Source organism: Providencia rettgeri, from assembly GCF_001874625.1.
Classification (GTDB): domain Bacteria; phylum Pseudomonadota; class Gammaproteobacteria; order Enterobacterales; family Enterobacteriaceae; genus Providencia; species Providencia huashanensis.
Genome location: NZ_CP017671.1, coordinates 2,730,780 through 2,757,642 on the forward strand (window position 1 = coordinate 2,730,780; position 26,863 = coordinate 2,757,642).

At 39.3% G+C, this 26,863-nt stretch carries 21 protein-coding genes; 8 read left to right on the top strand and 13 right to left on the bottom strand.

The window, feature by feature from the left end:
• Positions 1–232: 232 nt before the first annotated feature.
• The 4 genes from phoP (at position 233) to RB151_RS12620 (ending at position 4,696) form a co-directional block, all read left to right on the top strand.
• Positions 233–907 (top strand): two-component system response regulator PhoP, encoded by a 675-nt coding sequence (gene phoP / locus RB151_RS12605; RefSeq protein WP_048607402.1) that lies wholly within the window; start codon positions 233–235, stop codon positions 905–907.
• A 1-nt stretch (position 908) separates the two neighbouring features.
• Positions 909–2,366, top strand: coding sequence for a two-component system sensor histidine kinase PhoQ (gene phoQ / locus RB151_RS12610; protein WP_173424794.1), 1,458 nt, complete (start codon positions 909–911; stop codon positions 2,364–2,366).
• Positions 2,367–2,628: 262 nt separating this feature from the next.
• Entirely contained in the window at positions 2,629–3,753 is a 1,125-nt protein-coding gene (locus tag RB151_RS12615; RefSeq protein WP_042843468.1) for a cupin domain-containing protein, read from the top strand.
• Positions 3,754–4,096: 343 nt separating this feature from the next.
• On the top strand, positions 4,097–4,696 hold the full coding sequence (locus tag RB151_RS12620) for a LysE family translocator (protein ID WP_042843467.1): 600 nt from the start codon (positions 4,097–4,099) through the stop codon (positions 4,694–4,696).
• 93 nt (positions 4,697–4,789) lie between these two features.
• On the opposite strand, the gene pepT is transcribed toward RB151_RS12620, so the two are convergent.
• Positions 4,790–6,025 carry a peptidase T gene (pepT, locus tag RB151_RS12625; RefSeq protein WP_042843466.1) on the bottom strand — a complete coding sequence of 412 codons (1,236 nt, stop codon included), beginning with the start codon at positions 6,023–6,025 and terminating at the stop codon, positions 4,790–4,792.
• Positions 6,026–6,411: 386 nt separating this feature from the next.
• On the opposite strand from pepT, the gene RB151_RS12630 reads away from it, so the two are divergent.
• Positions 6,412–7,122, top strand: coding sequence for an SDR family oxidoreductase (locus RB151_RS12630; RefSeq protein WP_042843465.1), 711 nt, complete (start codon positions 6,412–6,414; stop codon positions 7,120–7,122).
• A 48-nt stretch (positions 7,123–7,170) separates the two neighbouring features.
• On the opposite strand, the gene cobB is transcribed toward RB151_RS12630, so the two are convergent.
• Positions 7,171–8,004 (bottom strand): Sir2 family NAD+-dependent deacetylase, encoded by an 834-nt coding sequence (gene cobB / locus RB151_RS12635; protein ID WP_042844305.1) that lies wholly within the window; start codon positions 8,002–8,004, stop codon positions 7,171–7,173.
• Positions 8,005–8,415: 411 nt separating this feature from the next.
• On the opposite strand from cobB, the gene RB151_RS12640 reads away from it, so the two are divergent.
• Together RB151_RS12640 and RB151_RS12645 are read left to right on the top strand one after the other, a co-directional pair.
• Complete coding sequence (locus tag RB151_RS12640) at positions 8,416–8,904, top strand: TIGR00645 family protein (protein ID WP_042843464.1); 489 nt, start codon at positions 8,416–8,418, stop codon at positions 8,902–8,904.
• A gap of 168 nt (positions 8,905–9,072) precedes the next feature.
• Complete coding sequence (locus RB151_RS12645) at positions 9,073–9,624, top strand: class IV adenylate cyclase (RefSeq protein ID WP_048607406.1); 552 nt, start codon at positions 9,073–9,075, stop codon at positions 9,622–9,624.
• A 55-nt stretch (positions 9,625–9,679) separates the two neighbouring features.
• Here RB151_RS12645 and lolE read toward each other — a convergent pair whose 3' ends face one another.
• Genes lolE through lolC form a run of 3 tightly spaced genes read right to left on the bottom strand, consistent with a single transcriptional unit; the run spans position 9,680 to position 12,823 of the window.
• Complete coding sequence (gene lolE / locus RB151_RS12650; protein ID WP_042843462.1) at positions 9,680–10,927, bottom strand: lipoprotein-releasing ABC transporter permease subunit LolE; 1,248 nt, start codon at positions 10,925–10,927, stop codon at positions 9,680–9,682.
• Positions 10,927–11,628: a lipoprotein-releasing ABC transporter ATP-binding protein LolD gene (lolD, locus tag RB151_RS12655; RefSeq protein ID WP_042843461.1), complete on the bottom strand. Its 702-nt coding sequence runs from the start codon at positions 11,626–11,628 to the stop codon at positions 10,927–10,929. The genes lolE and lolD overlap by 1 nt, the downstream gene beginning before the upstream one ends.
• Positions 11,621–12,823, bottom strand: a complete 1,203-nt coding sequence (gene lolC, locus RB151_RS12660; protein WP_071548157.1) for a lipoprotein-releasing ABC transporter permease subunit LolC — start codon at positions 12,821–12,823, stop codon at positions 11,621–11,623. The genes lolD and lolC overlap by 8 nt, the downstream gene beginning before the upstream one ends.
• 277 nt (positions 12,824–13,100) lie before the next feature.
• On the opposite strand from lolC, the gene mfd reads away from it, so the two are divergent.
• Positions 13,101–16,544 carry a transcription-repair coupling factor gene (mfd, locus tag RB151_RS12665; RefSeq protein ID WP_071548158.1) on the top strand — a complete coding sequence of 1,148 codons (3,444 nt, stop codon included), beginning with the start codon at positions 13,101–13,103 and terminating at the stop codon, positions 16,542–16,544.
• Between the two features lie 74 nt (positions 16,545–16,618).
• Here the strand turns inward: mfd and umoD are convergent, their stop codons facing one another.
• The 8 genes from umoD to RB151_RS12705 form a co-directional block, all read right to left on the bottom strand.
• Positions 16,619–17,215, bottom strand: coding sequence for a UmoD family flagellar biogenesis regulator (umoD, locus tag RB151_RS12670; protein ID WP_042843457.1), 597 nt, complete (start codon positions 17,213–17,215; stop codon positions 16,619–16,621).
• 618 nt (positions 17,216–17,833) lie between these two features.
• Complete coding sequence (locus RB151_RS12675; protein WP_042843456.1) at positions 17,834–19,138, bottom strand: NAD(P)/FAD-dependent oxidoreductase; 1,305 nt, start codon at positions 19,136–19,138, stop codon at positions 17,834–17,836.
• Positions 19,139–19,548: 410 nt separating this feature from the next.
• Positions 19,549–21,168, bottom strand: coding sequence for a bifunctional metallophosphatase/5'-nucleotidase (locus RB151_RS12680; protein WP_071548159.1), 1,620 nt, complete (start codon positions 21,166–21,168; stop codon positions 19,549–19,551).
• Between the two features lie 39 nt (positions 21,169–21,207).
• Positions 21,208–22,560, bottom strand: coding sequence for an OprD family outer membrane porin (locus RB151_RS12685; RefSeq protein WP_042843454.1), 1,353 nt, complete (start codon positions 22,558–22,560; stop codon positions 21,208–21,210).
• A gap of 1,379 nt (positions 22,561–23,939) precedes the next feature.
• Positions 23,940–24,962, bottom strand: coding sequence for a beta-N-acetylhexosaminidase (nagZ, locus tag RB151_RS12690; protein ID WP_042843453.1), 1,023 nt, complete (start codon positions 24,960–24,962; stop codon positions 23,940–23,942).
• 54 nt (positions 24,963–25,016) lie between these two features.
• Complete coding sequence (locus tag RB151_RS12695) at positions 25,017–25,889, bottom strand: phosphotransferase (protein WP_071548160.1); 873 nt, start codon at positions 25,887–25,889, stop codon at positions 25,017–25,019.
• Complete coding sequence (lpoB, locus tag RB151_RS12700; RefSeq protein ID WP_042843451.1) at positions 25,882–26,460, bottom strand: penicillin-binding protein activator LpoB; 579 nt, start codon at positions 26,458–26,460, stop codon at positions 25,882–25,884. The genes RB151_RS12695 and lpoB overlap by 8 nt, the downstream gene beginning before the upstream one ends.
• Positions 26,457–26,855, bottom strand: a complete 399-nt coding sequence (locus RB151_RS12705) for a YcfL family protein (RefSeq protein ID WP_042843449.1) — start codon at positions 26,853–26,855, stop codon at positions 26,457–26,459. The genes lpoB and RB151_RS12705 overlap by 4 nt, the downstream gene beginning before the upstream one ends.
• Between the last annotated feature and the right edge of the window lie 8 nt (positions 26,856–26,863).

Genomic DNA, 26,863 nt, shown 5'->3' on the forward strand with positions numbered 1-26,863 from the left:
GGCGGCCTCTGTGCCGCCTTTTTTTACTGATTTGTCTTACCTCTTAATTCCAAAAGCCAACTTCGTCGATAACCTACGTCAAAAACGCGCTGACTTACTAAGAATACGCTATTTTTAGGGTTTGTTTGACTTATATTTACTTAAACGCTTGTTGTTATTCAGAACTCTTTTTACCATAGTGCTACTATTATCATTAATAGCAACTATCATTTCCTTACTGTGAGGGTTTCAGATGCGTATTTTAATCGTCGAAGACAATGCATTACTTCGCCACCATCTAACGGTTCAGCTGAAAGAGCTTGGTCATCAAGTTGATTCCGCTGAAGACGCAAAAGAAGCGGATTACTTTTTGCATGAAAGTTGCCCTGATATTGCAGTTGTCGACTTAGGTTTACCTGAAGAAGACGGCCTTTCAATGATCAAACGCTGGCGCGGTGCGCATGTAAATATCCCAATTTTAGTTCTCACTGCACGTGAAAGCTGGCAAGAAAAAGTTCAAGCTTTAAACAGCGGCGCTGATGATTACGTCACTAAACCTTTCCAACTAGAAGAACTCGTCGCAAGAATGCAGGCACTGATGCGAAGAAATAGCGGCCTAGCCTCACAGGTATTAGAACTAGGTAATTTTGTTATTGATTTATCACGCAAAGAATTCACCGTTAACGGTGAAGCCGTCAAATTAACCGCATTTGAATATACCATCATCGAAACCTTACTACGCAACAATGGCAAAGTCGTCAGCAAAGATTCATTAATGCGCCAACTTTACCCCGATGCTGAACTAAGAGAAAGTCATACAATCGATGTGTTAATGGGGCGATTAAGAAAAAAAATACAGCAATTTCATAGTGATGATGTAATTGTCACCGTTCGTGGTCAAGGCTATCGTTTTGATGTGAATGGCTAATATGCAGTTAGGTAAATTTAAATTTAAGCCCCTTTCGCTTCGAGCACGTTTTTTATGTGCAACCTCTGCGGTCATTTTGGCACTCACTTTGTCTTACGGTATCGTTGCCATATTGGGCTATTTAATTAGCTTTGATAAAACAACTTACACCCTTTTGCGTAGTCAAAGTAACTTAATTTATAGCTTGGCACAGTGGCAAAATAATAAAATTGATATCCGTGTTCCCCCTAACTTCACGTTAAATAACCCCACATTAGTGATTATTTATGATGATCAAGGGCAAGTATTATGGCGTCAACGCGATGTGCCTAGCGTTGAAAGGCTGATCCGAAATGATTGGCTAAAAAAGGAAGGGTTATATGAGATTGATACTGACATCCGTGAAACCCGTCAACTGCTTAATGATAACCCTGAGCTAAATAATAAACTGGATGATATGGACAATGATGATGAGCCACTCACCCATTCTGTATCAGTCAGCCAATATGCCGCCAGCGAAAACCTACCAAACCTAACCATTGTCGTGGTGGATACACTTCCACAAGACTTGCAAAATACAGGTCTAGTCTGGGAATGGTTTGGCTATGTGTTACTTGCTAATTTAATTTTAGTTATCCCACTATTATGGCTAGCGGCTTATTGGAGCTTACGCCCAATTAAATCATTAGTTTCACAGCTTGGTAGCTTAGAAAAGGGGGAACGAGATACACTCGATGAAAACCCACCTTCAGAACTTCGAGGGTTAGTCCGTAACCTCAATATTTTATTAACTAACGAGCGGAAACGTTATAGTAAATACCGAACCACGCTTTCTGACCTGACCCATAGCCTTAAAACCCCATTGGCAGTATTACAATCGACCCTACGCTTGTTACGTTCGGGTAAACAGATGAATATTGACCAAGCAGAACCTATTATGCTTGAACAAATTGGCAGGATCTCACAACAGGTCGGCTACTATTTGCACCGCGCTTCCACACAAGGTGATGAAAACATGATGTTGCGTGAAATTTCATCTGTTCCATCAATATTAGATAGCTTAGCGAGCGCCTTGCATAAAGTTTACCAGCACAAAGGAGTTGCTATCACAGTAGAAGTTTCTCCAGAAATCACTTGGCTCGGTCAGCCTAATGACTTTATGGAAGTCATGGGTAATATTATGGAAAATGCATGCAAATATTGCCTAGAATTTGTCGAAGTCACTGCGGTGACTGGGCCTGATAGCCTAACGTTAATTGTTGATGATGACGGCCCTGGCGTCCCGGAAAGCAAACGCAGTTTAATTTTCGTTCGAGGCCAACGTGCCGATACCCTTCGTCCAGGCCAAGGTCTCGGCTTATCCATCGCGGTCGACATTATTGACCAATATGATGGGGAGATCACAATTAGTGATAGCCCGCTCGGTGGTGCTCGCTTAGCCGTCACATTTAGGCAGCAATCTATGATCGAAGATAGTTAATCTGTGATATTAACCCACTTATTCCCTATTTTATGATACGTTTCCGGTATACTATTTAGGGAGTCTTATTACTAGGGGCTGCTCCAATACTGCTATCTATATTCATATAAATAGCAGCCCTCAATAATTATGGCTAACCTAATTTATTTAAAAGAAGTACTAAGTGACTTACTTCATATATAAAGGTCATTTCGTACCATTATGGCCTGTGGTATTGCCGTAACACCATCAGCAATATTCAACAGCTCCAAGGGACAATAAGATGGATTACAAACTAAATCTAGACTGGCAAAGTTTTCTGGATAGCCACTGGCAGAAGCGCCCACTGCTTATCAAAAAAGGGTTTGCAAATTTTATTGATCCTATCTCACCTGATGAACTTGCAGGTTTGGCGATGGAAGATGAGGTTGATAGCCGTTTAGTCAGCCATAAAGAAGGAATTTGGCAAGTAAGTCATGGCCCATTTGAGAGTTATGATCATCTCGGTGAGAAAAATTGGTCTATTTTAGTCCAAGCCGTTGACCATTGGCACTATCCAAGTTCCGCTCTAATGAAGCCATTTCGTGTTCTCTCTGATTGGCGAATGGATGACTTAATGATCTCCTATTCGGTTCCTGGTGGTGGCGTAGGCCCTCATCTTGACCAATACGATGTATTTATTATTCAAGGTGAAGGTCGTCGTCGTTGGCGTGTTGGGGAAAAAATCCCGATGAAACAACATTGCCCTCACCCTGACTTACTACAAGTTCAACCTTTTGATGCCATCATTGATGAAGAAATGGAGCCCGGTGATATTTTGTATATCCCACCAGGGTTCCCGCATGAAGGCTATGCAATTGAGCCATCATTAAACTATTCAGTAGGCTTTCGAGCCCCTAATACGCGTGAGTTAATCAGTAGTTTTGCCGACCATTTAATTTCGAATGATTTAGGCAGCTACCGTTACAGCGACCCAGATTTATCATTCCGTGATAACCCTGCGGAAATTTTACAAGGGGAACAAATTAAATTACGCGAAATGATGGAGTCTCTGATTAATGACCCTGACCTGTTCCGTAAATGGCTTGGTGAATTCATTTCACAATCTCGCCATGAACTAGATATTGCACCACCAGAACCGCCTTATGAGCATGACGAAATCTATGACTTGCTAAAAACACAACAGGAAACCCTATACAAACTAAACGGGCTCCGAGCATTGCGTGTTGGTGACCAATTTTTTGTTAATGGTGAATGTTTAGAGACCCAGTGCTATGAAGCTGCTGATAGCCTATGTCGTTATGATGCGGTAAACAGCCAAATTTTAGCTGATGCTATCGATGACGTTAACTTTATCGCGCTCATTACCGCATTAGTGAATAATGGTTATTGGTATTTTGATGATTAGTCCATTTTATAAACATTAAATTTACCGAAAACACCCCCAATATTGGTAAAACAATTATTGGGGGTTAAATTTTATTCATTACATTCTAGTTAGCATATAACTTTTATTATCATTCCCAGTTAAACCGAAGCCACCCCCTTTCCCTTTAGATATCTTTATGAATATCTATAAAGTTTGCTTTCCTGTTTATTTTACTTCCGTATCAATAACATTGATAAAAGATTAAGCCCCACAAATAGGCACTCAAAGATAAAGTGTTTTTAAAATTTAATTCTAGAATATTTTTGCTTAGACCGATTAAGCTTGGGCGAATAATTAATAACCTTTCAATGATTATAACTTTATGAATATAGAAACTTTTTTAGCTTTATCCCTGTTTTCATTTGTAACATCCATTACCCCAGGCCCTAATAATATTATGTTACTTGCTTCAGGGGTCAACTTTGGTTTTCAAAAAACGTTACCACATTCGCTTGGTGTTTCAATTGGCTTTTTCATCATGCTTATTGCTGTTGGCTTAGGTGTTGGTGCACTCATTCAATCATTACCACTTGTTTATTCAACATTAAAATATATTGGTATTATTTATTTATTTTGGCTCGCATGGAAAACAACCATCAGCCATTCTATTGCTCAAGTAAATCAGCAAGACATAAAGCCATTAACATTACTTGAGGCTTCATTATTTCAATGGATTAACCCTAAAGCATGGATGATGGCGATATCAGGGATGGCAATGTATACCAATACGATAGAACCTTATATCTCAATATTATTAGTTGCCATCATATTTGCTTTGATAAACTGGCCATGTGTGGCTATTTGGGCAATGTTTGGTAGTAAATTAAGAGAAAAACTGAAGCAACCTAGTACATTAAAACGTTTTAACTTAGTGATGGGTATTTTACTCGCACTAAGTGGTATATCCGTGCTATTGCAATGAAATACCCATAACATAAAACGGAAATTACCCCGCTTGCTCAATAACCTCAGCTCAGTACTTATTGTACTGAGCTTAACAGGTTCATTAAGCCCCTCATGACTGGCGGGCGTGTATTGCGGTAAGTTCAGCAATACGCATAATGACACTAACGGCCTGCTCCATCCCTTCTTGGGTGATAAACTCATGTTTACTATGAAAATTATACCCCCCAGTAAAAATATTTGGGCACGGCAAGCCACGATGTGAAAGCTGAGCACCATCAGTTCCACCGCGGATAGGTTGAATAATAGGGTTAATATCACAATCAATCATGGCCTGTTTTGCTAATTCAACCACATGTGGGTATTTCATTACTTCTTTGTGCATATTGTAGTAGGTATCGTCCAATGTCAGCTCGATATAACAGCTCGGGTGTAAGCCTTCCCCTACTTTTTCAGCAATTCGAATAATATTTTTCTTTCTTGCTTCGAAGCTTACCAAGTCAAAGTCACGAATAATATAGTTCAGTTCTGCTTTTTCTACCGTTCCCTTCATCGATGTTAAATGATAGAAACCTTCATATCCATCCGTCTTTTCGGGAGTTTCATCTGCGGGTAACATCGAATGAATACGGTTAGCTAGCCCTAAAGCATTTACCATCACCCCTTTAGCATTTCCAGGGTGTGTATTGTTCCCGACTATTTTGATTGATACATTCGCCGCATTGAAGTTTTCATATTCTAATTCACCAACACCACCGCCATCGACAGTATAAGCCCACAATGCATCAAATTGTTTGAAATCAATATGGCGAGCGCCACGCCCAATTTCTTCATCAGGGGTAAATGCTAAACAAATTTTACCATGTGGAATATTGTTACCTTTTAGGCGCACTAATGCTGTAATAATCTCCGCAATACCCGCCTTATCATCAGCACCAAGTAGCGTCTTACCATCAGTCATAATTAATGTTTTCCCAATCATTTCATGTAAAACTGGGAACATGACAGGGGATAACACTTCATCACCAATCCCAAGGGCAATATCACCACCTCGGTAATTTTCGAGTACTTGTGGGCAAACATTTTTCCCCGAAAAATCAGGTGCCGTATCTAAGTGTGAAATAAAACCAATAGTTGGAACATCCCAATCAACGTTTGACGGCAAATAGGCCATCAAGCAACCTTGATCACTGAGTGTTACCTTTTCGAAACCTAAGTCAATCAGTTCTTTCATTAATGCGCGTGCAAACTTTAGCTGACCGGCACTACTAGGCACTGTTTTAGCATTCAATTTTGATTGCGTATCAAAAGCCGTATATTCAAAAAACCGCTCCAAGAGTTTGTCCATACCCTTCCCCCTCAAATATCAATGTCTGTATTATGGGAAAGATCACAGATTCAATTATTGTCTCAAATCAGCTTTGCTGTTAATGCTTGCAGGTTTTCGCAATAAATCTTTAATGAAATTTATTTTTTACACACTATTTTGATTTTCTCTTGCAACTAACCATTTTTAATACCTAAGACTAGTTAGGGGAATAATTAAATTGTATTATTTTATTAGCCCCCTATATTTGTTAGTTAAAACAGTGAATTAAGTTAGATATCATTTATCAATTGCACTAATTACCTATTATTATTTATTAATACTGTGCTATATCTGACGCATTATTATTTCGTTTATTATTTTTTATAATAATTAATGTAATTTTTATTCAAGTTATCGGGACGTTTATGTCAAAAACATATTTGATTTATGGTGTGAGTAAAGGATTGGGCAAAGCACTTGTTGAAGGTATTCCCACAAATGAAGAGCTGGTTTACGGCGTCTCTCGTTCCAAACCCCCGTTTGAGCAAAGTAATTTTACTTGGCTCCCCGCTGACCTAAATGATAGCCAGTCTGCTAATATCATTAAAGATAAGGTTAAAGAACAACCGATTAACACCTTAATTTACAATGTAGGAATTTGGGAAAACTTGGCTTTTAGTGACGATTACCAGTTTGAAACAACTGATGACCTTGAGTTACTCAATATTATCCAGACGAATATCAGCGCCTGTTTATTAAATTTAAAAATGCTATTACCTAATTTACGCTCAGCTGAAAACAGTAAAATAATTTTAATTGGCTCTACATGGGGGCTAGATAATCATAATGGTAAAGAAGTTGCATTTTCCGCCACAAAATATGCCTTAAGGGGAATAGTGCAATCGCTAAGGGAAACATTACGTGAAGATAAAATTGGCATTTCTATCATAAACTTAGGTTATCTTGCTACAGAATACCCATTGTCTGTCCCTGTGGCTGAGGTTATTGAGAAGAGTCACGGGCAATTGATCCCATTACAAGATGTTGTCAATGCAGTACGTTTTATCCTAAGCACCAGTAATGCTACCTGTGTTAAGGAAATCACAATGCCGGCGATGATGGATTTAAATGTATAAAGAGGAATAGCTAAGGGAAATGACCGTTTCCCTTAGCCTGAAGTTGACTTATTTCGTTGTGCTTTTTACCTGTAATTCTGTAATAAGCTTATTAATATATTCCACTACAATTTTACTGGCTAAGCCGTAGTGCTTTTCATCAAACTCACTTTCTACCTGACTCGGTTCTAAATTTAATTCAACTGTATGTGCACCATGTAACTTCGCTTCATGAACAAAGCCCGCTGCCGGATACACATGGCCTGATGTACCAATTGAAATAAAAATAGTCGCTGATTCAATAGATTGATAAATATAATCCATGCCAATAGGCATTTCACCAAACCAAACAATATGTGGACGTAATGGCTGTGGAAACTGACAGCAGTGGCAGCGGTCTTCCACTGATAAATCCCCTTTCCACTCGACAACCTGATTTGACCAGTTACAACGTACCTTTAATAATTCACCATGCATATGGATGATACGCTGACTCCCGGCTCTTTCATGTAAATTATCAATATTTTGAGTGATCAATAAAAAGCGATCGCCAAGTAACTCTTCAAGCTGAGCTAAAGCATAATGCGCCGCATTAGGCTTGATATTTTCTTGCTGTAATTGCCGACGACGCTCATTATAAAAACGTTGAACCAGTTTAGGGTTACGTTCGAAACCTTCCGGCGTTGCAACGTCTTCAACGCGGTGCTCTTCCCATAAACCATCCGCAGAACGAAATGTTTGGATCCCTGACTCAGCTGAAATCCCCGCACCAGTCAATACGACAATATTCACATTTTTCATATTATTTAATCTGTTATCTATATAAAAAGACCGGTTGCGAAGTCGCTGGCGACGTACACATTTATTTTTACGAGCTTTTTTTAATCTATAACGAAATCGCAACATCAAAAACTTCCTTTCATCCATGTAACTAATAAACTTGACACCTAGACGAGGCCGAGTACTTGTTTAACGCTGTATTTAGCGGCTCTACTCTCTGATTTATCATTAGTGTACAAATAAATATGCTTCTATATATTTTTATTAGTATATCTCACATTTACATATTCAACTTTGCACTATCTTAATGTTAACACACTAGAACTCATCACAATGACGAATGCAAATAAAAATATCGAGGGCATCGAACTTGTCACTTTTTCTTCATAAAACTGACATCTTTCTTTCATATTAATCCCCAATATCCCTAGAACTGTAAAACAATAAAAAAAACCTTCTTGATATGACTACCTACGGTTAATATACCGCTCGTCGATTTTGCTGTAATGATTATTCACCATTAAAAGGGATTGCATGGAAAAGTTTTTCGAAAAAACAATGTATGCTTCACGCTGGATTTTAGCGCCAATTTATTTCGGGCTTTCACTGACACTGTTGGCATTAACTATTAAGTTCTTTCAAGAACTGTTCCATATTTTACCGAATATTTTAGCAATACCAGAGGCAGATCTCATCCTCACATTGCTCTCATTAATTGATATGGCATTAGTCGGTGGGTTATTAGTGATGGTGATGTTTTCAGGATATGAAAACTTTGTCTCCCAAATGGATATCCCAGAAGAAAGTGAAAAGTTAGGTTGGCTAGGTAAAATGGATGCCTCGTCACTGAAGAATAAAGTGGCTGCATCTATTGTCGCAATTTCATCAATTCACTTATTGAAAATTTTTATGGACTTAAAAAGCGTTTCGAACGATAAACTAATGTGGTATGTGATCATTCATTTAACCTTTGTTTTATCTGCTTTTGTCATGGGCTATTTAGATAAAATGACTAAAAAATAGCAACATGACCGCCTATAGCTACAGCTCTGATTAAAACTAATTTAATAGCCTATTTTATCAATAATAGGCTATTAAACGCCCCCTCTAACGCATCTTTAACACACTGAATACTCGCCATTTATGCTATCCTAACCACCTACTTGCCTATTGATTATAAGGAATATTTTAATGAGCGAGCACTTTGTCGGTAAATATGAAGCTGAAATTAAATTTCGGTTACCAAACCCTGAGAGTTTTCTACAAAAAATAAAAGCCGACCAAGCTGAGCCATTTACTGAAAATAATTCAGAAACTGATTATTTCTATGACAGTGAAAATTCGCCACTTGCAGCGAATAATATTAGCATGTGTGTTCGTGAGATGGTTCCGTCAGGGATTAAGTTATGGATAGTCAAGGGCCCAGGTTCTTCCGAATGTAAAGCAATTAATATTGATGACTGCCAACATGTGCAAAATATGTTAGTAACACTAGGTTATCACTGTAGTTTGGTGACAACAAAAGTTCGTAGTATTTACTTCCTGAATGATGTTCATATCACCATAGACCATCTTGCTGGCATCGGTTGGTTTGCCGAATTCGCTATCATGACGGACGATAGTCGTTTACTCAAACACTTATATAACAAATTATTAAGTGTTGCGATGACATATGGTTTCACGGAAGCGATGATTGAAAAGCGTAGCTATAAACAAATGTTCTTAGAAACACAAACCCAATAAAGAAGCCAATCACCTTAAAGCCTATTGCTAAGGTGATTGGCTGAGTGTGCACTGATTATTGACCACTAAGGATGCGAGCTGGGTCTAATTTGCTTGCTCGGCGAGCTGGGTACCAACTTGCCACCAAACTTAAAATAATCGTTGTGATTAAAACATAGACCACATCCATCATATGCAATTCAGAAGGCAGAAAATCGATAAAGTAAACATCTCCAGATAGAATTGGGTGACCGACTACTTTTTCTATCCCTTTGATTATAGTTGTTAAATTTAAGGATATCGTTATACCTAATACAACACCAATCAAAGAGCCAACTAAGCCACCTAATAACCCATACCATAAGAAAATAGCACGGATTTGCCCATCCTTAGCCCCTAGCGTCCGTAGTACAGCAATATCACTGCTTTTATCTTTAACTGCCATCACAAGAGTCGATACAATATTAAAGCATGCAACGCCAATCACTAGGATCATAGCTAAGTACATAATACTTCTAACCATTTGAATATCATTGTACATATAGCCGTAATCACCAATCCAGCTTTTAACGATGACATGATGCATTGTCTTTAACCCAGCATCATAAACCACCTTATCGGCGATAAAAGGATCTGTTGCTTTAATTTCGAAACCTGTCACGCCATCACCGTAATCAAGGTATTCTTGAGCATCCGCAAGCGGCACTAAAGCAAGTTGGTGATCCAATAAACCACTAAGCTTAAACACCCCCGTTACCTGAACACGAATACGTTTAGGCTGTTGGATTTTCAAACTTTCATCCGTATTGGGGATCATGATTGTAACCCAGTCCCCTTCCTTAACATTCAACGCATTAGCAACGCCTTGCCCCAAAATAATGGATTGTTTTCCTGCTTCAAAATGCTCCCATGCATCGTTAAGGATAAACTGTGGCAATGCACTAACTTGCGATTGCGTTTCGCGAGAAACTCCCATCACTTGGATTGCTTTTAAATTCGCCCCCCGCTCAAGCAACCCTGTAAAATTGATGTATGGGCTCACGGCTTCCACACCTGGGGTTTTGCGAATGACTTGTTCGGCAAAATCTAAATCTTTATAAGGGGGCTTTACTGCATATATCTGGCCATGTGGGACCACAGATAGCACGCGGTTATTTAATTCGCGCTCAAAACCATTCATGGCACTCAAGCCGATGACTAAAACAGCAACGCCAAGCACAATACCCAATGTCGACACTATCGACACCAAAGAAACCAACCCCGTCCGACGGCGACCACGACTAAAGCGTAACGCTGTTAATAATGTAAGAGGCATTTTAAACATTACCGAGCCCCCAAGGTAACTTCCTGTTGTAAGTGCCCGTCACGCATTTCCAATTGGCGGGATAAACGGCGCGCCAATGTCATATCATGAGTGACAACTAAAAAAGCAGTACGTTGTGTACGATTTAGCTCCCCCAATAACTCAAAAATGGCATCTGCGTTACGTAAATCAAGATTCCCCGTTGGTTCATCAGCTAATACTAAAGCGGGCTCATTAACCAACGCTCTGGCGATTGCCACCCGTTGACGCTCCCCCCCTGATAACTCAGAAGGCCTATGCCCTGCACGATGTGCCAAACCTACCGCTTCTAACATTTCTGTCGCTTTAGTCAATGCCAATTCTTTTGCAGCACCACCAATTAACAGTGGCATAGCCACATTTTCAAGAGCCGTAAAGTCAGGTAGTAGGTGGTGGAACTGATAAATAAAGCCTAAATCCTTATTTCGAATAGCAGCACGTTCATCAGAAGACAATTGATTAATATGCTGCCCGCGAAAAATTACATTCCCTTCAGATGGCGTATCTAAACCACCAAGTAAATGTAATAAGGTACTTTTACCAGACCCGGAGCTCCCCACAATGGCCATCATTTCGCCAAGCCCCATAGAAAAGCTGACATTTTTTAGCACTTGCGTAGACAATGCCCCTTCTTGATAAGTTTTATTTAAATTTTCACAGACAAGAAGTGGTTGTTTATTCATAACGTAAAGCCTCAGCAGGTTGGACCGCTGCTGCACGCCAAGAAGGATAAAGCGTCGCAAGCAGTGAAATCAGCATCGCACTTAGTGCAATAATTAAAATACCTGAGTAATCAAGTACAATCGGTAGAGATACACCTTTTGGTAATAAACCAATCAGTGGCATGATAAAATTTAACTGGCTAGACAATAGTGTACCAAGTACCGTCCCCACTAGTGAGCCAATCACCCCTGCGCCTGCGCCTTGGATCATAAAGATGGCTAAAATACGCCAGCGTTTTAGACCGAGGGTTTTTAATATTGCAACTTCACCTTGTTTTTCCATCACCAGAAGTGATAACGAAGTGATAATATTAAAAGCTGCCACCGCAATAATTAGGCTAAGTAGTAAACCCATCATATTTTTTTCCATGCGTACAGCTTGAAAAAACTCCCCTTTGCGTTCTCGCCAATCCGTCCATACCAACCCGCTAGGCAATGCTTGCTTACTTAATTCATCCACTTTTAAAGGTTCATCTAAATACAAACGCCACCCAGTAATACGACCAGCTGGATAACGCAACATACGTGCTGCATCTTGCTGCGCAACGATCAATTCACTGGTATCCGCTTCGCCATTGGTTTGGAAAATACCTGCGACGTTAAACAAACGCTGACTTGGAATACGCCCCATTGGCGTTAACTGGCTCACACCCGGAATGATTAAACGGACTTCATCCCCCCGCTTAACTCCTAAATTTTCCGCCAGTTTATTCCCCAAAAACACATTGTAGCTACCTGCTTTTAGGTCCTCTCGTTGGCCACTAATCAGTTTGTCTAATAGCAAAGAAGGTTCTGTTGGTTCGATTCCCCCCATCATTCCAACACCAACATTGGTGCGGCTTTGTAGTACGACATCAGATTGTACAATGGGAGCTATGTGGTTAACCCCTTTTAAATTCTGTAAGGCCTTTATGGGGTGTTGGGCTGGGTCGATATTTCCAGATGCTGAGGTTAAAATTGCCTGCGGCATATAAGCAAGTATGCTATCTTGTAGCGATCGCTCGAAACCATTCATCACTGATGTAACCGTAATTAATGCCGTAACGCCCAGTGTGATGCCGATTGCTGACAAACTGGAAACAAAGCGCCCGAATTTATCGGCAGCGCGTCCACGTAAATAGCGTAGACCTATAAATAATGAGACAGATTGGTGCATGAAGTCTATGATGCCCCTGTTGCCAAAGCGAAGTGTTCAGCGATAATAAAGGGTACGATTGATGAATGGAACCACTCACGGGTATTTTTTCTTATTTGAGTGCCTTTTTGTCTGACTTTCAGACAAATTACGAGTTAAAACCGATTGTATTATTGTGAATTTTATTGTTTAACTATCTATTGGTTAATTTAAGTATTAATCATAAAAAAACTGGCTATCATTATATTGAATTTTATTTAATTGCTTAACTAATCGCTGTGAGATACCAAAGATTTCTATGTCGTCAAAATTTCGTTATGAACTCCCTAGTCGTAGTGGCGATGTCCGCCATTTAGGTTGCCTTATCGGGGCGGCTGGTGCGCTTGAATGTGGAGAAATGATCCAACGTCATCAAGGGCCTGTTGTTATTGTCACTCGTGATATGCAAAATACTTTGCGCTTACGTGATGAAATTCAACAATTTACACATCACCCTATTGAAACCCTTTCTGATTGGGAAACATTGCCTTATGACAATTTCTCCCCACATCAAGAAATCATTTCTCATCGTTTATCAACACTATACCGCTTACCATCTATGCAAAAAGGCGCATTAATCCTTCCGGTTAATACGCTTATGCAGAAAGTTTGTCCCCCTGATTTTTTAACTAGCCATGCATTGGTCATGGCAAAAGGCGATAAACTTTCCCGTGATAATTTACGTGCCGAATTAGACAAAGCAGGCTATCGCCATGTTGAGCAAGTTCTAGAGCATGGCGAGTATGCAACCCGTGGGGCGTTATTAGATTTATTCCCAATGGGCAGTACATTACCATTTCGTATTGATTTTTTTGATGATGAAATTGATAGTTTGCGAACTTTTGACGTTGACTCACAACGAACACTTGAGGAAGTTAGCCATATCAATCTCCTCCCTGCTCACGAGTTTCCAACGGATAAAGACGCAATTGAACGTTTCCGTAGCCAGTGGCGGGAACGCTTTGACGTTCGCCGTGACCCAGAGCACATTTACCAGCAAGTCAGTAAAAATACGTTACCAACTGGTATCGAATATTGGCAGCCTTTATTTTTTTCACAGCCTCTGCCCTCGTTATTTGATTATTTACCGTCATCTAGTTTATTGGTTTCACAAAATCTACAAGAAGCCGCAGAACGCTTTCAACTCGATACGTTGCAACGTTATGATAGCCGTAGGGTTGACCCAATGCGGCCATTACTCCCCCCTACAGACTTATGGTTAACCGTTGAACAGCTCAACCAATCATTAAAACAATGGCCTCGTGTTCAATTATCCACTGAATCTTTAGCTCCCAAAGCCGCTAATACGAATTTAGACTATTTACCGCTACCGGACATCAGTACTCAAGGCCAAAGCAAGACCCCTTTAGACAAACTTCGTCAATTCACGGAACAGTTTGATGGCAAGATCATCTTTTCTGTGGAAAGTGAAGGTCGCCGTGAAACAGTCACGGAACTGTTAGCTCGCTTGAAAATTCGCCCTGAAATTATTGAGCATTACGCAAGTCACATTGATAGCCGTTTTGCTATTACTATCGGCGCAGCTGAGCATGGTTTTATTCAAGTCGATGCCCATAAAGCGTTGATATGCGAAAGCGACCTGTTAGGTGAACGCGTTGTTCGTCGTCGTACTGATAACCGCCGAACAATTAATACCGATACACTGATCCGTAACTTAGCTGAATTACGTCCGGGGCAACCCGTCGTCCATATTGAACACGGCGTTGGTCGCTATCAAGGGTTAATCACCCTAGAAGCCGGTGGCATTAAAGCAGAATACTTAATCTTAACTTATGCAGGTGAAGATAAACTCTATGTTCCGGTCTCGTCACTGCATTTAATTAGCCGCTATGCAGGTGGTGCGGATGAAAATGCGCCACTACATAAGCTAGGCAGTGATAGCTGGGGACGTGCCCGCCAAAAAGCGGCTGAAAAAGTACGTGATGTTGCAGCAGAGCTGCTGGATATTTACGCACAGCGTGCAGCCAAAGCGGGCTTTGCCTTCAAACAGGATAAAGAACAGTACCAAGAGTTTTGCCAAGGTTTTCCTTTCGAAACAACCCCTGACCAAGAGATGGCAATTAATGCTGTACTCAGTGATATGTGCCAACCATTAGCTATGGATAGGTTGGTATGCGGTGATGTTGGGTTCGGTAAAACCGAGGTGGCTATGCGTGCAGCATTCCTAGCTATCAACAATAATAAGCAGGTAGCTGTTTTAGTTCCAACCACCTTACTTGCACAACAGCATTATGATAATTTCAAAGACCGATTCGCCAATTGGCCTGTGCGTATAGAAATGTTGTCTCGCTTTAAAACGGCGAAAGAGCAGCAACAGATTATTGCTGAGACTGCAGAAGGCAAAGTTGATATTTTAATTGGCACTCATAAACTGCTACAAAGTGATTTAGTATGGAAAGATTTGGGCTTATTGGTAGTAGATGAAGAGCACCGCTTTGGCGTCCGTCATAAAGAACGAATAAAAGCTATGCGTGCAGACGTTGATATTTTAACACTTACAGCAACCCCTATTCCTCGGACACTGAATATGGCAATGAGTGGTATGCGCGATCTATCCATTATCGCCACGCCGCCAGCACGCCGTTTAGCTGTAAAAACCTTTGTTCGCCAATATGACGAGCTCGTGGTACGTGAAGCCATTTTACGTGAAACACTACGTGGGGGCCAAGTTTACTACTTATACAATGATGTTGAAAATATTGAAAAAGCCAAAGCGCGCCTTGAAGAACTAGTCCCTGAGGCTCGTTTCGTTGTTGGTCATGGCCAAATGCGGGAGCGGGAATTAGAACGGGTGATGACCGACTTCCATCATCAACGTTTTAATGTCTTGATATGTACGACTATTATCGAAACGGGTATCGATATTCCTACTGCAAATACCATTATCATTGAACGAGCTGACCATTTTGGGTTAGCACAATTGCATCAATTACGTGGTCGAGTCGGCCGGTCACACCACCAAGCTTATGCTTACTTACTCACACCGCATCCTAAAGCAATGACAACAGATGCCCACAAGCGTCTCGAAGCCATTTCTTCACTTGAAGATTTAGGGGCTGGGTTCGCACTTGCGACTCATGATTTAGAAATTCGAGGTGCAGGAGAATTACTTGGCGAAGACCAAAGCGGGCAGATGACAACTGTTGGCTTTACCTTATATATGGAACTGTTAGAAAGCGCGGTCGAGGCCCTAAAAGAAGGGCGTGAACCTTCACTGGAAGACTTAACTAGCCAACAAACTGAAGTTGAGCTACGGATGCCGGTTCTTTTGCCTGACGATTATATACACGATGTAAATATGCGACTGTCTTTTTATAAACGGATAGCCAGTGCAAAAGATAATCAAGAATTAAACGAATTACGTACCGAGTTAATTGACCGTTTTGGCACCCTCCCTGATGCAGGCAAGTTCCTTTTAACGTCTGCTGCAATTCGTTTGCAAGCTCAAGCTTTAGGTATTAAGCGCATTGAAGCCCATGAGAAAGGGGGTTTTATTGAGTTTAGTGAGAAAAATAAAGTCGAACCGGGCTTCTTGATCAGCTTGTTACAAAATCAACCACAAACTTATCGCTTAGAGGGTCCCGTCCGACTGAAGTTTTTCCATGATTTAGCGGAAAGGACAACTCGGCTTGAGTTTATAAAACAACTATTAACCAGTTTTGAAGAACACCAATTAACCTAAAAAACTCAAGGTGTAAAAATGTTACAGGCAATCAATTAAGATTGCCTGTAATAGAATATTCAAATTGGTTAAACCTATTCCATAAAACCAAAAGTATTTTGGTTTGGTTGCAATTCTAATATTGCAGACGGGTTTCCAGTAATTGGTAAATTATTTGGTTGTAAACAATAAAATGGCAATAAGCTTTTGACATCACTGCGGATTGTTTCGCATACAGAAGCTGATGATGTCAAAACCAAACGCCCCTCCTCATTTAACGGAATAAACATAGAAGGTGCATAGGAAGTTCTCACTTTCCCCACTGTTTTACCAATTTGGTAGACAACATCATAGCCAACCACAACTAATTCCATTTTTTGCGCTGATACACAGGTTGGGTCACGCTCATAAAACAAGGATGGGAACCCCTTACCTTGTAGCGCTTCTATCATAAAGACCATTTTACATTCGCTTTGCGCAGGGTGAAAACGAGAAAGTGATTGTTGGTCAAAAGTACCTAAAACCCCAGTTACCGTACAATTTTGGTACTCAACAAGCCGGTTAGATTTGATAGGCTCAACCGATAATACGGTTGCTAATTTAATTTCAGGCTCACGCGTGAAGATAACAACTAACAATACAATAAGGCATGCCACTATAGCTGCTAATAACAACTTAAATTTTAGCTTCATAGTACAATCCTTATTAAATTAATACTGACCTATTGTAACGGCTACTCAAGATAATTCGATGCATTACATGCATTAGATATATTTTTTAGATTTATCCGAAATTATAATTGTTAAATTTTACTTAATATAAGATTTAAATTAATTAAATGTGAGGTTTAATATCCATGATATGACTCAGCGATAAATAAAATAGGTTAAATTAACTATATTAATCAATACATTATAGTTTATTGATTTCTAAATTTTCTGAGTTATACCAATATATTTACAACATACATCTTTCATCAATAAAAAATGTTACCGCAACTGATTATAATATGAGCTCAATATATGGTTTTAAACTCATCTTTATTATCCGTATAAAGTAACTTAGACCTCTATAAGTAATGCCTGTAATATAATCGATCACCAACCAACTAAAATTGATCTAAATAGTTTTTATTACAAATATTAACGTTACTAAATAAAAATACTCTCATATACGATATCAATATGATTCTTTTATCATTGATTTTATTGGTTAATTTAACCACATTAAAAAATAATGCACCTAATCAAATTAATAACTAGGTGCATAAAATTTGATGAAGATCAATTAGATATGTTAACAAATCGCGGCTAGTGTAATTTCAACTTGGGTCGTATAATTCGGTTAATACTCCCTACTAACATCATTAAGCCCGTTTTGATATAACCATGTAAAGCTATCTGGTGCATACGATACAAAGAAATATACACAAAACGTGCAATACGCCCTTCGACCATCATATCTCCACGCATCAAATTCCCCATCAAACTGCCCACGGTACTAAAGCGTGATAGTGAGACTAATGAGCCATGGTCTTTATAAACATAATCTTTTAATGGTTTTTCTTTCATCATGGCTAAAATATTGTCATAACAACGACTTGCCATTTGATGTGCAGACTGCGCTCTTGGCGGTACAAAGCCCCCTTCAGGTTTAGCACATGAGGCGCAATCGCCAATCGCAAAAATCATATCATCGCGTGTAGTTTGCAACGTAGGCTTAACTACCAGTTGATTTATACGATTTGTTTCTAAACCTGCGATGTCTTTCATGAAATCCGGCGCTTTGATGCCAGCAGCCCAAACCATTAGATCAGCAAATACTTTGCCGTCTTGTTTAGTATTCAAACCATCAGCATCAGCGCTAGTGACCATAGTTTTAGTCAATACATTGACACCAAGCTTGTTTAACTCCTGATGCGCAGCGCTAGAGATCCGCGGAGGTAAAGCAGGTAAAATACGCTCCCCAGCCTCAATCAGAGTAACATTGAGAGCATCGGTATCTAGCCCTTTAAACCCATAACTAGTGAGTTGCTCAACCGCATTATATAATTCAGCGGATAGCTCAACACCTGTAGCCCCGCCCCCAACTATGGCAATATTCACTTTTTCTTCTGCATTATCACGTACAGAATAGCGTAAGAACAGGTTTAGCATTTCATCATGAAAGCGATGAGCCTGCTGTGGATTATCTAAGAAAATACAATGTTCTTTCACACCTGGGGTACCAAAATCATTCGACTTGCTTCCCAGTGCCATCACTAAAATATCATATTCAAGCTCACGTAAAGGAACTAATAATTCACCATGTTTATCATATAGCTCACCAAGCACTATTTTTTTATTATCACGGTCAATATTAGTCAATGAACCTAACTGGAAATTAAATGCATTATGGCGCGCATGGGCAAGATAGCTAATCGCATCAACCCCATCATCCAATGAACCAGTAGCAACTTCATGTAACAATGGCTTCCATAAATGGCTTGGATTACGGTCAACGAGTGTGATATGTGCTCGTTTTTTCCGGCCTAATTTGCGCCCTAAACGTGTTGCCAGTTCCAAACCACCGGCACCACCCCCGACGACGATGATTTTTGGTTGAGATAAGGTCATAAATCCCTCGAAACAAAATATATTAATGTTATCTAAGCACTTTTATGATAAAAAACTTAGATAACATTAATTAGCCATGCCTTACACTATGAATGAAATAGAATAGCATGACTGGGTAATTGGTAATACCAAATATTGATCCATATCAATTTAGTTGATTATTATGACAACCATCACATTCGTCAAATCATTTTTAACGAGGAATGAATCGAATCAGCTTGAGATCGTTCAAACAGTTAAGTTCACAACGAGTTAACGATAATGAGAATTATTATCTCATTGTTTTTGATATAGACGCTACCGTTAATTGTTAACCCAAAGAAAAAGGGTTGAGATAAATGCTGAAACAAAGAAAAAACCCGAAGAGATTAAACACTTCGGGTTTTTAGTTGTTATATCGTTCGATTTAACTAGTTAATTTTTTTGATACGTACATCAGTTGGGACTGAAACTGGTGAGTTATCTTTAAAATAATGCATCAATGCTTCGTTATCAGGCACACTGTAAACACGGTCTTTACCTTGATTAAACGCGCTGAATCGGCTACCACCCGTTGCTAAAAACTCATTAGCTGCAACTCGATAGCTTTTTTTCATGTCTAACGGTTTACCATTTAACTTCATTGATTTTTGAATGACTTTATCACCAACAGGTCGGCTATCATCCCATTCGTAATAAAAACCTTTAGAAACAGGCATTACTTGTGGACGCGCACGATCCCATTGTTGTTCTAACGCCTGTTTGATTTGCTCACCCGTTAAAGATTGAGTCACGACAACATTTGAGAATGGTTGAACAGTAAAAATATCACCATAGGTCAGTTCACCGGCTTTCAGATCAGCACGAATACCACCACTATTCATAAAGGCGATTTGCGCACCACCAGCTTCTTTACTTGAAGCGGCATAGAGTTGACCATCAGCGATAATTTTACCTAATGTAGAGTCACCCGCTGGCAATAATTTTTTGTCTGAACTCTCCGTCAAAGTTCCCATCACTTGTTGTGAAATAGGTAACGCAATTTGTTCATATCTTTGAACAAAAGTCGTTAACTCTGGGTTTTTCTCATAACGTTTTGTTTCAACAGGAATATTTTTCGCATTGATGCTAACAATATCTTTTGTATTTCTATCAATTTCAATATTTAACTGAGAAAGCAATGCGCCATTTGATTGTGCAGAAATCACGGTTTTACCATTGATTTCACAATTGTACGCTTGATGCGTATGACCACTGACCACAAAGTCTACAGCGCCATCTAGTTGGTTTACAATATCAACAATTGGGCCTTTGATATTATCACAACGGTTAATATCTTTAACTTTCGTATCAACTTGCTGTGTCGCCCCTTCATGGATCAGAACACCGATGCTATTAATACCTTGTGCCTTCAATAGCTTCACTTGGTTATTAATAGTTTCAACTTCGTTTTTAAACTCTAATCCAGCGGTACCGCTTGGCGTTACAATAGCAGGTGTGCCTTCTAAAGTTAGGCCAATAAACGCCATTGGAATACCATCAAATTCTTTAATGAAATATGATGGGAACAGAGTTTCATCTGTTTCTTTTACAATAACGTTAGCCGCTAAATAGTTAAAATCGGCACCTGCAAATGAGTCTTTACCAACACAACCCGCGGTTGGATGACAGCCACCATTTTGCTTTCTTAATAGCTCTTCTTTGCCTTTGTCAAACTCATGGTTACCAACTGCACTGGTTTCCATGCCTATTGCACTTAATGCTTCAATAGTAGGCTCATCATAGAACATCGATGACAATAATGGGCTTGCACCAACTAAATCCCCTGCACCAACAACAATAGTTTTATCATTCTGCGCTCTTAACTGGTTTACTAAGGTGGCGATTGATTCTATTCCACCTAACTTACCATCTCCTGGCGCTTTTAGTGCGCCATGGAAATCATTGATACCAATGACCTGAACTTTAACCGTATCCGATGTTTTCTGAGCACAACCGGCCAGTAAAGCACCTGAAATTAACAGTGTGAGTAGCCCAATTTTATGTTTCATTTATCTTACCTTTTATTGTAAATTTCACTCTGCTGGCAACTACATTTTGAACCGATAAGTGGTTGTCATTGAACCAGATAAGGAGTGCGCACGGCGTGAATGGCCATCATATAGCTTAGGCGTTGTATAATCGTTCTCTTGGCGGTGATGCCAACCTAAACCTCCGCTCAATGACACGGATAGGTTTTCAGTTGGTTTCCAATAGCTGAACAGACCCAATTGACCTTGTTTTAACCTTTCACCTTCATATTTAAATTCTGAGTAATTGGTACGAGCACCAACAGAAAGCTCTTTACTTACACGATATTCGGCAGCCATCGCGACCATAGTTTCCCCATCACGAACGTAATCGATATCCGCATATGCTGGCGAGTTAAAACGACCACGCGTATTACCAATTGGGTTACGTGCGAATTGACCGACACCATTTGCTTTTTTTGCTTGAGTGTAAGTTAAACCAGCGCGGAGTGTCCAAGGTGACTCTGGAATACGCCAGTCAGCGGTTCCTGCATAGTGCCATGCTCGTTTGTCGAAATTACGCTTACCGATAGCATCATTTTTTTCGGTGCGCTTACCATCACTACCATATTCATGATTGTAAATTTGCGTTCCAAGCGTAACATCTGAAGTTAACTTATATTTAGCTTCGAGACCTTGCTGACGAAATAAATCATCTGCCTGCCCATAGAAATAGTGAACAGTCAATGGCTTAGTATTGTAATTAATACCACCAGTGATCACATGATTAACCTTATGTCGTTTACCATTAGCATCAGTAAAATACATAGCATCAATATTTGGACTATCACGACGCATTACTTTTTTGTCGAGATAGAGTAAATCTAGGCTCCAGTCATCAATTGCAGTATTGGTGTAATAACCGCTATAACTGTTTAATGAAAGGCGTTGTGAATTAGTAAAAATACCTTTGTTTTTCAGTGTGAACCAACCCGCTTTACCGTGGAATTGAACAGGGTCAAGGTCGAATTTTACTTTCGCATAACGTTGTCCGATTTTGTTATAGCCTTTAGCGTGACCATCGTCGTTATATAAAATTGCACGGGAGGCGAAGTCTTTACTTGCACCGAGTTTAATACCACCATAGTAAGAAGCATCAAACCCGATTACGTCAGCAAAATAACCTGATTTGAAATCAGCTTGGAAGTTTTGACCCCAAGCGTTAGCAACTTGTTTTCTATAGCGTTGCTCATTTTTATCAAAACGATTTTCGGTTTTTAAGTACTTCCACATGTTACGAGTTGACAGTTCTAACTCAGAATCCGCAATAAATGAATTTTCTTTAATTGTGTTTTCCCAATTGCTGGCATTTGCCATTGCGACTGCTAAACAGCAAGGAGAAAGCATTAATAGCGCAATATTTTTAACTTTCATTGAAATTAACCTAGTTAATGATTATTTGAATTAATTTTATGCTGCGTCATGTAACCATGAACAACAAAACACCATTTTTATTTTTAGCTTAATAAAACAACTTTACTTAAAGTCAAACTGATACATCCCTTTCAAACACATAAGTCAATTTTTAAAATAAAAAATTCAATACAGATATTTCACTGCATTAGTGTTTACTTAATTACCATAAATAAGGCGTTCTACTTATAGTAAAGACCTAATAGCCTTTAATAATTCACTACCATTACTTTACTCAAATTCCGCGTTAATTTTAGTTAAGAAACAATATTTCAGATATTATTTAAACAAACGTTAATACACACGCCACTATATGTTGTGCTTCTATTTTCTTATTTAATAGGCAGAGTCATAGTCTGAGAAATGCTTATCTCAATCAAAGAAACATTATTTAACTTAAAACGCCACCATCCAGTTTATTGTTATTTTTATAATCGATTAGTTATTGCTCTAAATTGTCATAAAAAATTCATAATGTGGATGCTAACGTAATTTTACGTCAATTAAAACGATCACTGTCACAACACGTTACATAAATTGCATTATTTAAACCAACTAATAGTGATTAAGATCACACTTGTTTTGGTGTTTATTTATCACTGTAAGCATTACTGACAATAAAGATGAGGGGATATTTGATAGCGCAGTACACCGTGAATAGTTAAAAAATAAACATTGTCCCTAAATAACCTTTAGATACTGATTAAAAAAAACTCATATGCATAGATTTTTTTAATACTTGTATAATTAATTTACTGTTAATTTATCTAGACATGAAAAATTTGAATAAAACTGTTTTTTTATACATTAAAATTAATGTTAATAATATTACAAAAAAGATAAGAGTATTTAAGCATTAGGGTTAATCGGTTTTATCTAGCTATCCACTAATTTAAATTTATCTTAACTTTTATCATTAATAGCTATTATCACTTTCTTTTTACTTATAGGCGCTCTCACCAAAAGAAAGTGATACATAAGACAAATATCCGGCTGTTTATATTGAAAAAACACCTAGCAATATCAATATATGTATCCATTACAAATAAACTATGGATTATTATTTTGAGTTGACCTTTAAAAGACTACAGCTTAAATGAATAGAATAATTAATTATTTTTTTGAATGTAACCATTATGCTAGATAATTTACCATCACATTTTTAATATAATAATATGATGATTTAATCATTATATTAATAACGTTACGGGTAACTTTCAAAGTGGTTATACTTCCCTTTCATACTACTTATACGTCGTTATTTTTCACTTCAATGCGTATTTATGCAAAATAGCCGGTAAATAGTTTAATTTACCGGCTATATTTTATTCACCTTAATGTTATTGACGGTGTGCTTGCCATCTTTGGTGTAAATCCACTAATTGCCGATGACTTTCTTGCCAACGAGCCAACCCTTGTAACTCGGTCAAACTGTATTGACGGCCACTGTGATATAACTTAGAGGCTTGGCTATCATGCTGTTTAGGTAAGTTATCAAGTACACTTACCGCACCTTCGCGGTTATTGCACACCAAAACCATATCACACCCAGCATTTAAAGACGCTTGTGCTCTTTCTGGATAGCTCCCCATAATTGCTGCCCCTTCCATCGATAAATCATCAGAGAAAATGACACCATTAAAACCAAGCTGTTCCCGTAGCACTGATTTTAACCAAAATGGCGAACCACTCGCAGGGCGTTCATCAGCTTGAGTGTAAATGACATGCGCTGGCATAATTGCATCAAGTAATTCACGTTGGATAAAATCTTTAAAAATCGACATATCTTTACCTCGGATAGTTTCCAATGTACGGTCATCACGAGGTGTTTCTTTATGCGAATCAGCTTTAACTGCACCATGCCCAGGGAAATGTTTCCCTGTTGTCTTCATCCCCGCACTGTGCATTCCTTTAATAAAACGTTCTGCCATCATCATTGCCATTTCAGGATCTTTATGGAACGAACGCTCCCCAATCGCGATACTTTGATGGCCAAGATCCAACACTGGGGCAAAACTAATGTCAATATCCATCGCTATCATTTCTGCTGCCATTAACCACCCCGCTTCTTGTGCCAACTTAGCACCGTCCATAGGGTTATTTAGCTCAGCAAAAGCCTGTGCCGAAGGTAGCGCGGTAAAACCATCACGAAAGCGTTGTACTCGCCCACCTTCTTGGTCAACAGCAACCAGCAGACGGTGCCTTGACGCATCACGTATTTGGCGCACAAGCTCTCGTAATTGTGCAGCATCATGAAAGTTACGGGTAAATAAAATCAAGCCCCCCACTAATGGGTGAGCCAATATTTCACGCTCTTCGTTATCTAATTCATAACTTTGAACATCCAGCATTATCGGACCCATAACATGCCTCACTTATTTAACTAAATCAAAAATTATTCGTTGATAACTTTATTATCAACCCAACAAACCGAAGTAGTGGCGTAATGACTGCGAGTGTACCAAAAAATGCGATAATTGACTTTTATTCCACTGCACTTCATACCACATTAACGTCATATATTTTACCCATGGTTCCCATAACTGGCAGTGCTGAGCTAATTGTTGTTTATCCCGATAAGCACTTCGCACATCACAGTATTGCATGAGAAAAAAATGACGCTGTTTATCTGTCAGACTATTAAATTGAAAATAGGTTTCTAACGAAAATGCAATATCAGTATTTGCGGCATATTCCCAATCCAATAGCATTAACTCCCCTGTATGAGTATTAATGATATTTTTAGGATGAACATCCATATGTGCAGGGGCCAACTTCAACGTTTTTGGCAATGCAGTAGAAAGGAAATGACGATGTAGTTTTTTCCAACGTGGTGACAAACGTTTGGTATCAACCAAATAACCATAATGCGCAATTTCATCGCGCAGTTGCAAGCGGTAGCCGAATAGTGCGCTGCAATGTAATTGTGCAAGCGTATTTGCTAGTTGGCATTGAAAATGAGCGGATAAAAATGTGGATGGGCCCGGATGCAAGCCTTCACACCACGCCAACAATAACCATTGAGCGTTATAACCAACGACAATCGGTGCAAATGTGTATGGTTGCAATTGTCTTAATATACGCGCTTCTCTCCGGCGATCCACATATAGACAAGACTGAGTCTCACCATTAGCACGAGCCACTAATTTAAGTGTGCGATTAGACTGCACACACTGCAATAAATAACTCCCGCCTGACAACCCTGTTAACGGCGTTATTTCCCAGTGACTTGATTTAATCTCTGGGAAATAGGTAGATAACAGCGTAATAAGTGACTGTCTGTTAATCAATACTGTGCTTTCCAGTCCAAATAATTTCGCCTGTTTGCACTTCCATTAGTTGCATTTCAAGGCTCTTATCTTTATTTGAACCTGACATAACACTGTAAATCACGTAATCAGCTTGTACATAACGCCCTAGACCAATCGCCTTACTACGCGTCACTAAGCTATCTTCTTGTGATAAACCTAATGTTTTACGTGCAGAACTTACCACACTTTGAGGGACTACTTTGAAACGATTGGTATTTTCAACTGCGCTAGCCATTGTTGATGTAATAGTCTGTACAGGCAATGAGCCATTCGTATTGTTTTTCACTGAATCAACTAATAACACTTTGCCACTTTCCACGCCATCCGCAGCAACCATTTGGCCAACCAAAGGTGTTATCGATGCAGCCCAATCAGTTGTTTGCTGTTTTGGCGGTGTCGGAACGACATCCGTTGGCGGTGGTGTCACTTCTGGTGGTTGATCCGGCTCAACAGGAACAATCGGTGGTTGTGTTCCCGGCTGTTGAGGTGGATATGATGGGCAACCTGCTAAGATTAAAGCTGCTACCGCAACCATTAAGATCCGTTTCATTGTTTTTCTCCGGCCTTAGGTGATAAAAACACATGGACACGCACATTGCTAGCGCGTGATGAGGAGGTCATGGCTTGAATAGTTTCTGTTGAATTCGCTGCAATTTGCTGATGTAAGATACTCGAAGTATCCACCTTCAACCCTTGTTTATCGTACCAATATAAACGATACGCAATCTCTACGGCATCAGGCTGCAAATTACTCATACTAAGCGTGGCAACAGTTTGGTGGTTTTCAACACTAATCACGGGGGACTCAACAATGACCCCTTGGGCTAAAACTGCTGGTTCCATAATAACGCGCTGCTGCTCATTAAAAACTAACCCTTGAGGTTTGTTATTTAAACAGCCAGTTAATAACACAGCCATCAGCCCAAGTATTACTATGCGGTTCATTGTATGAG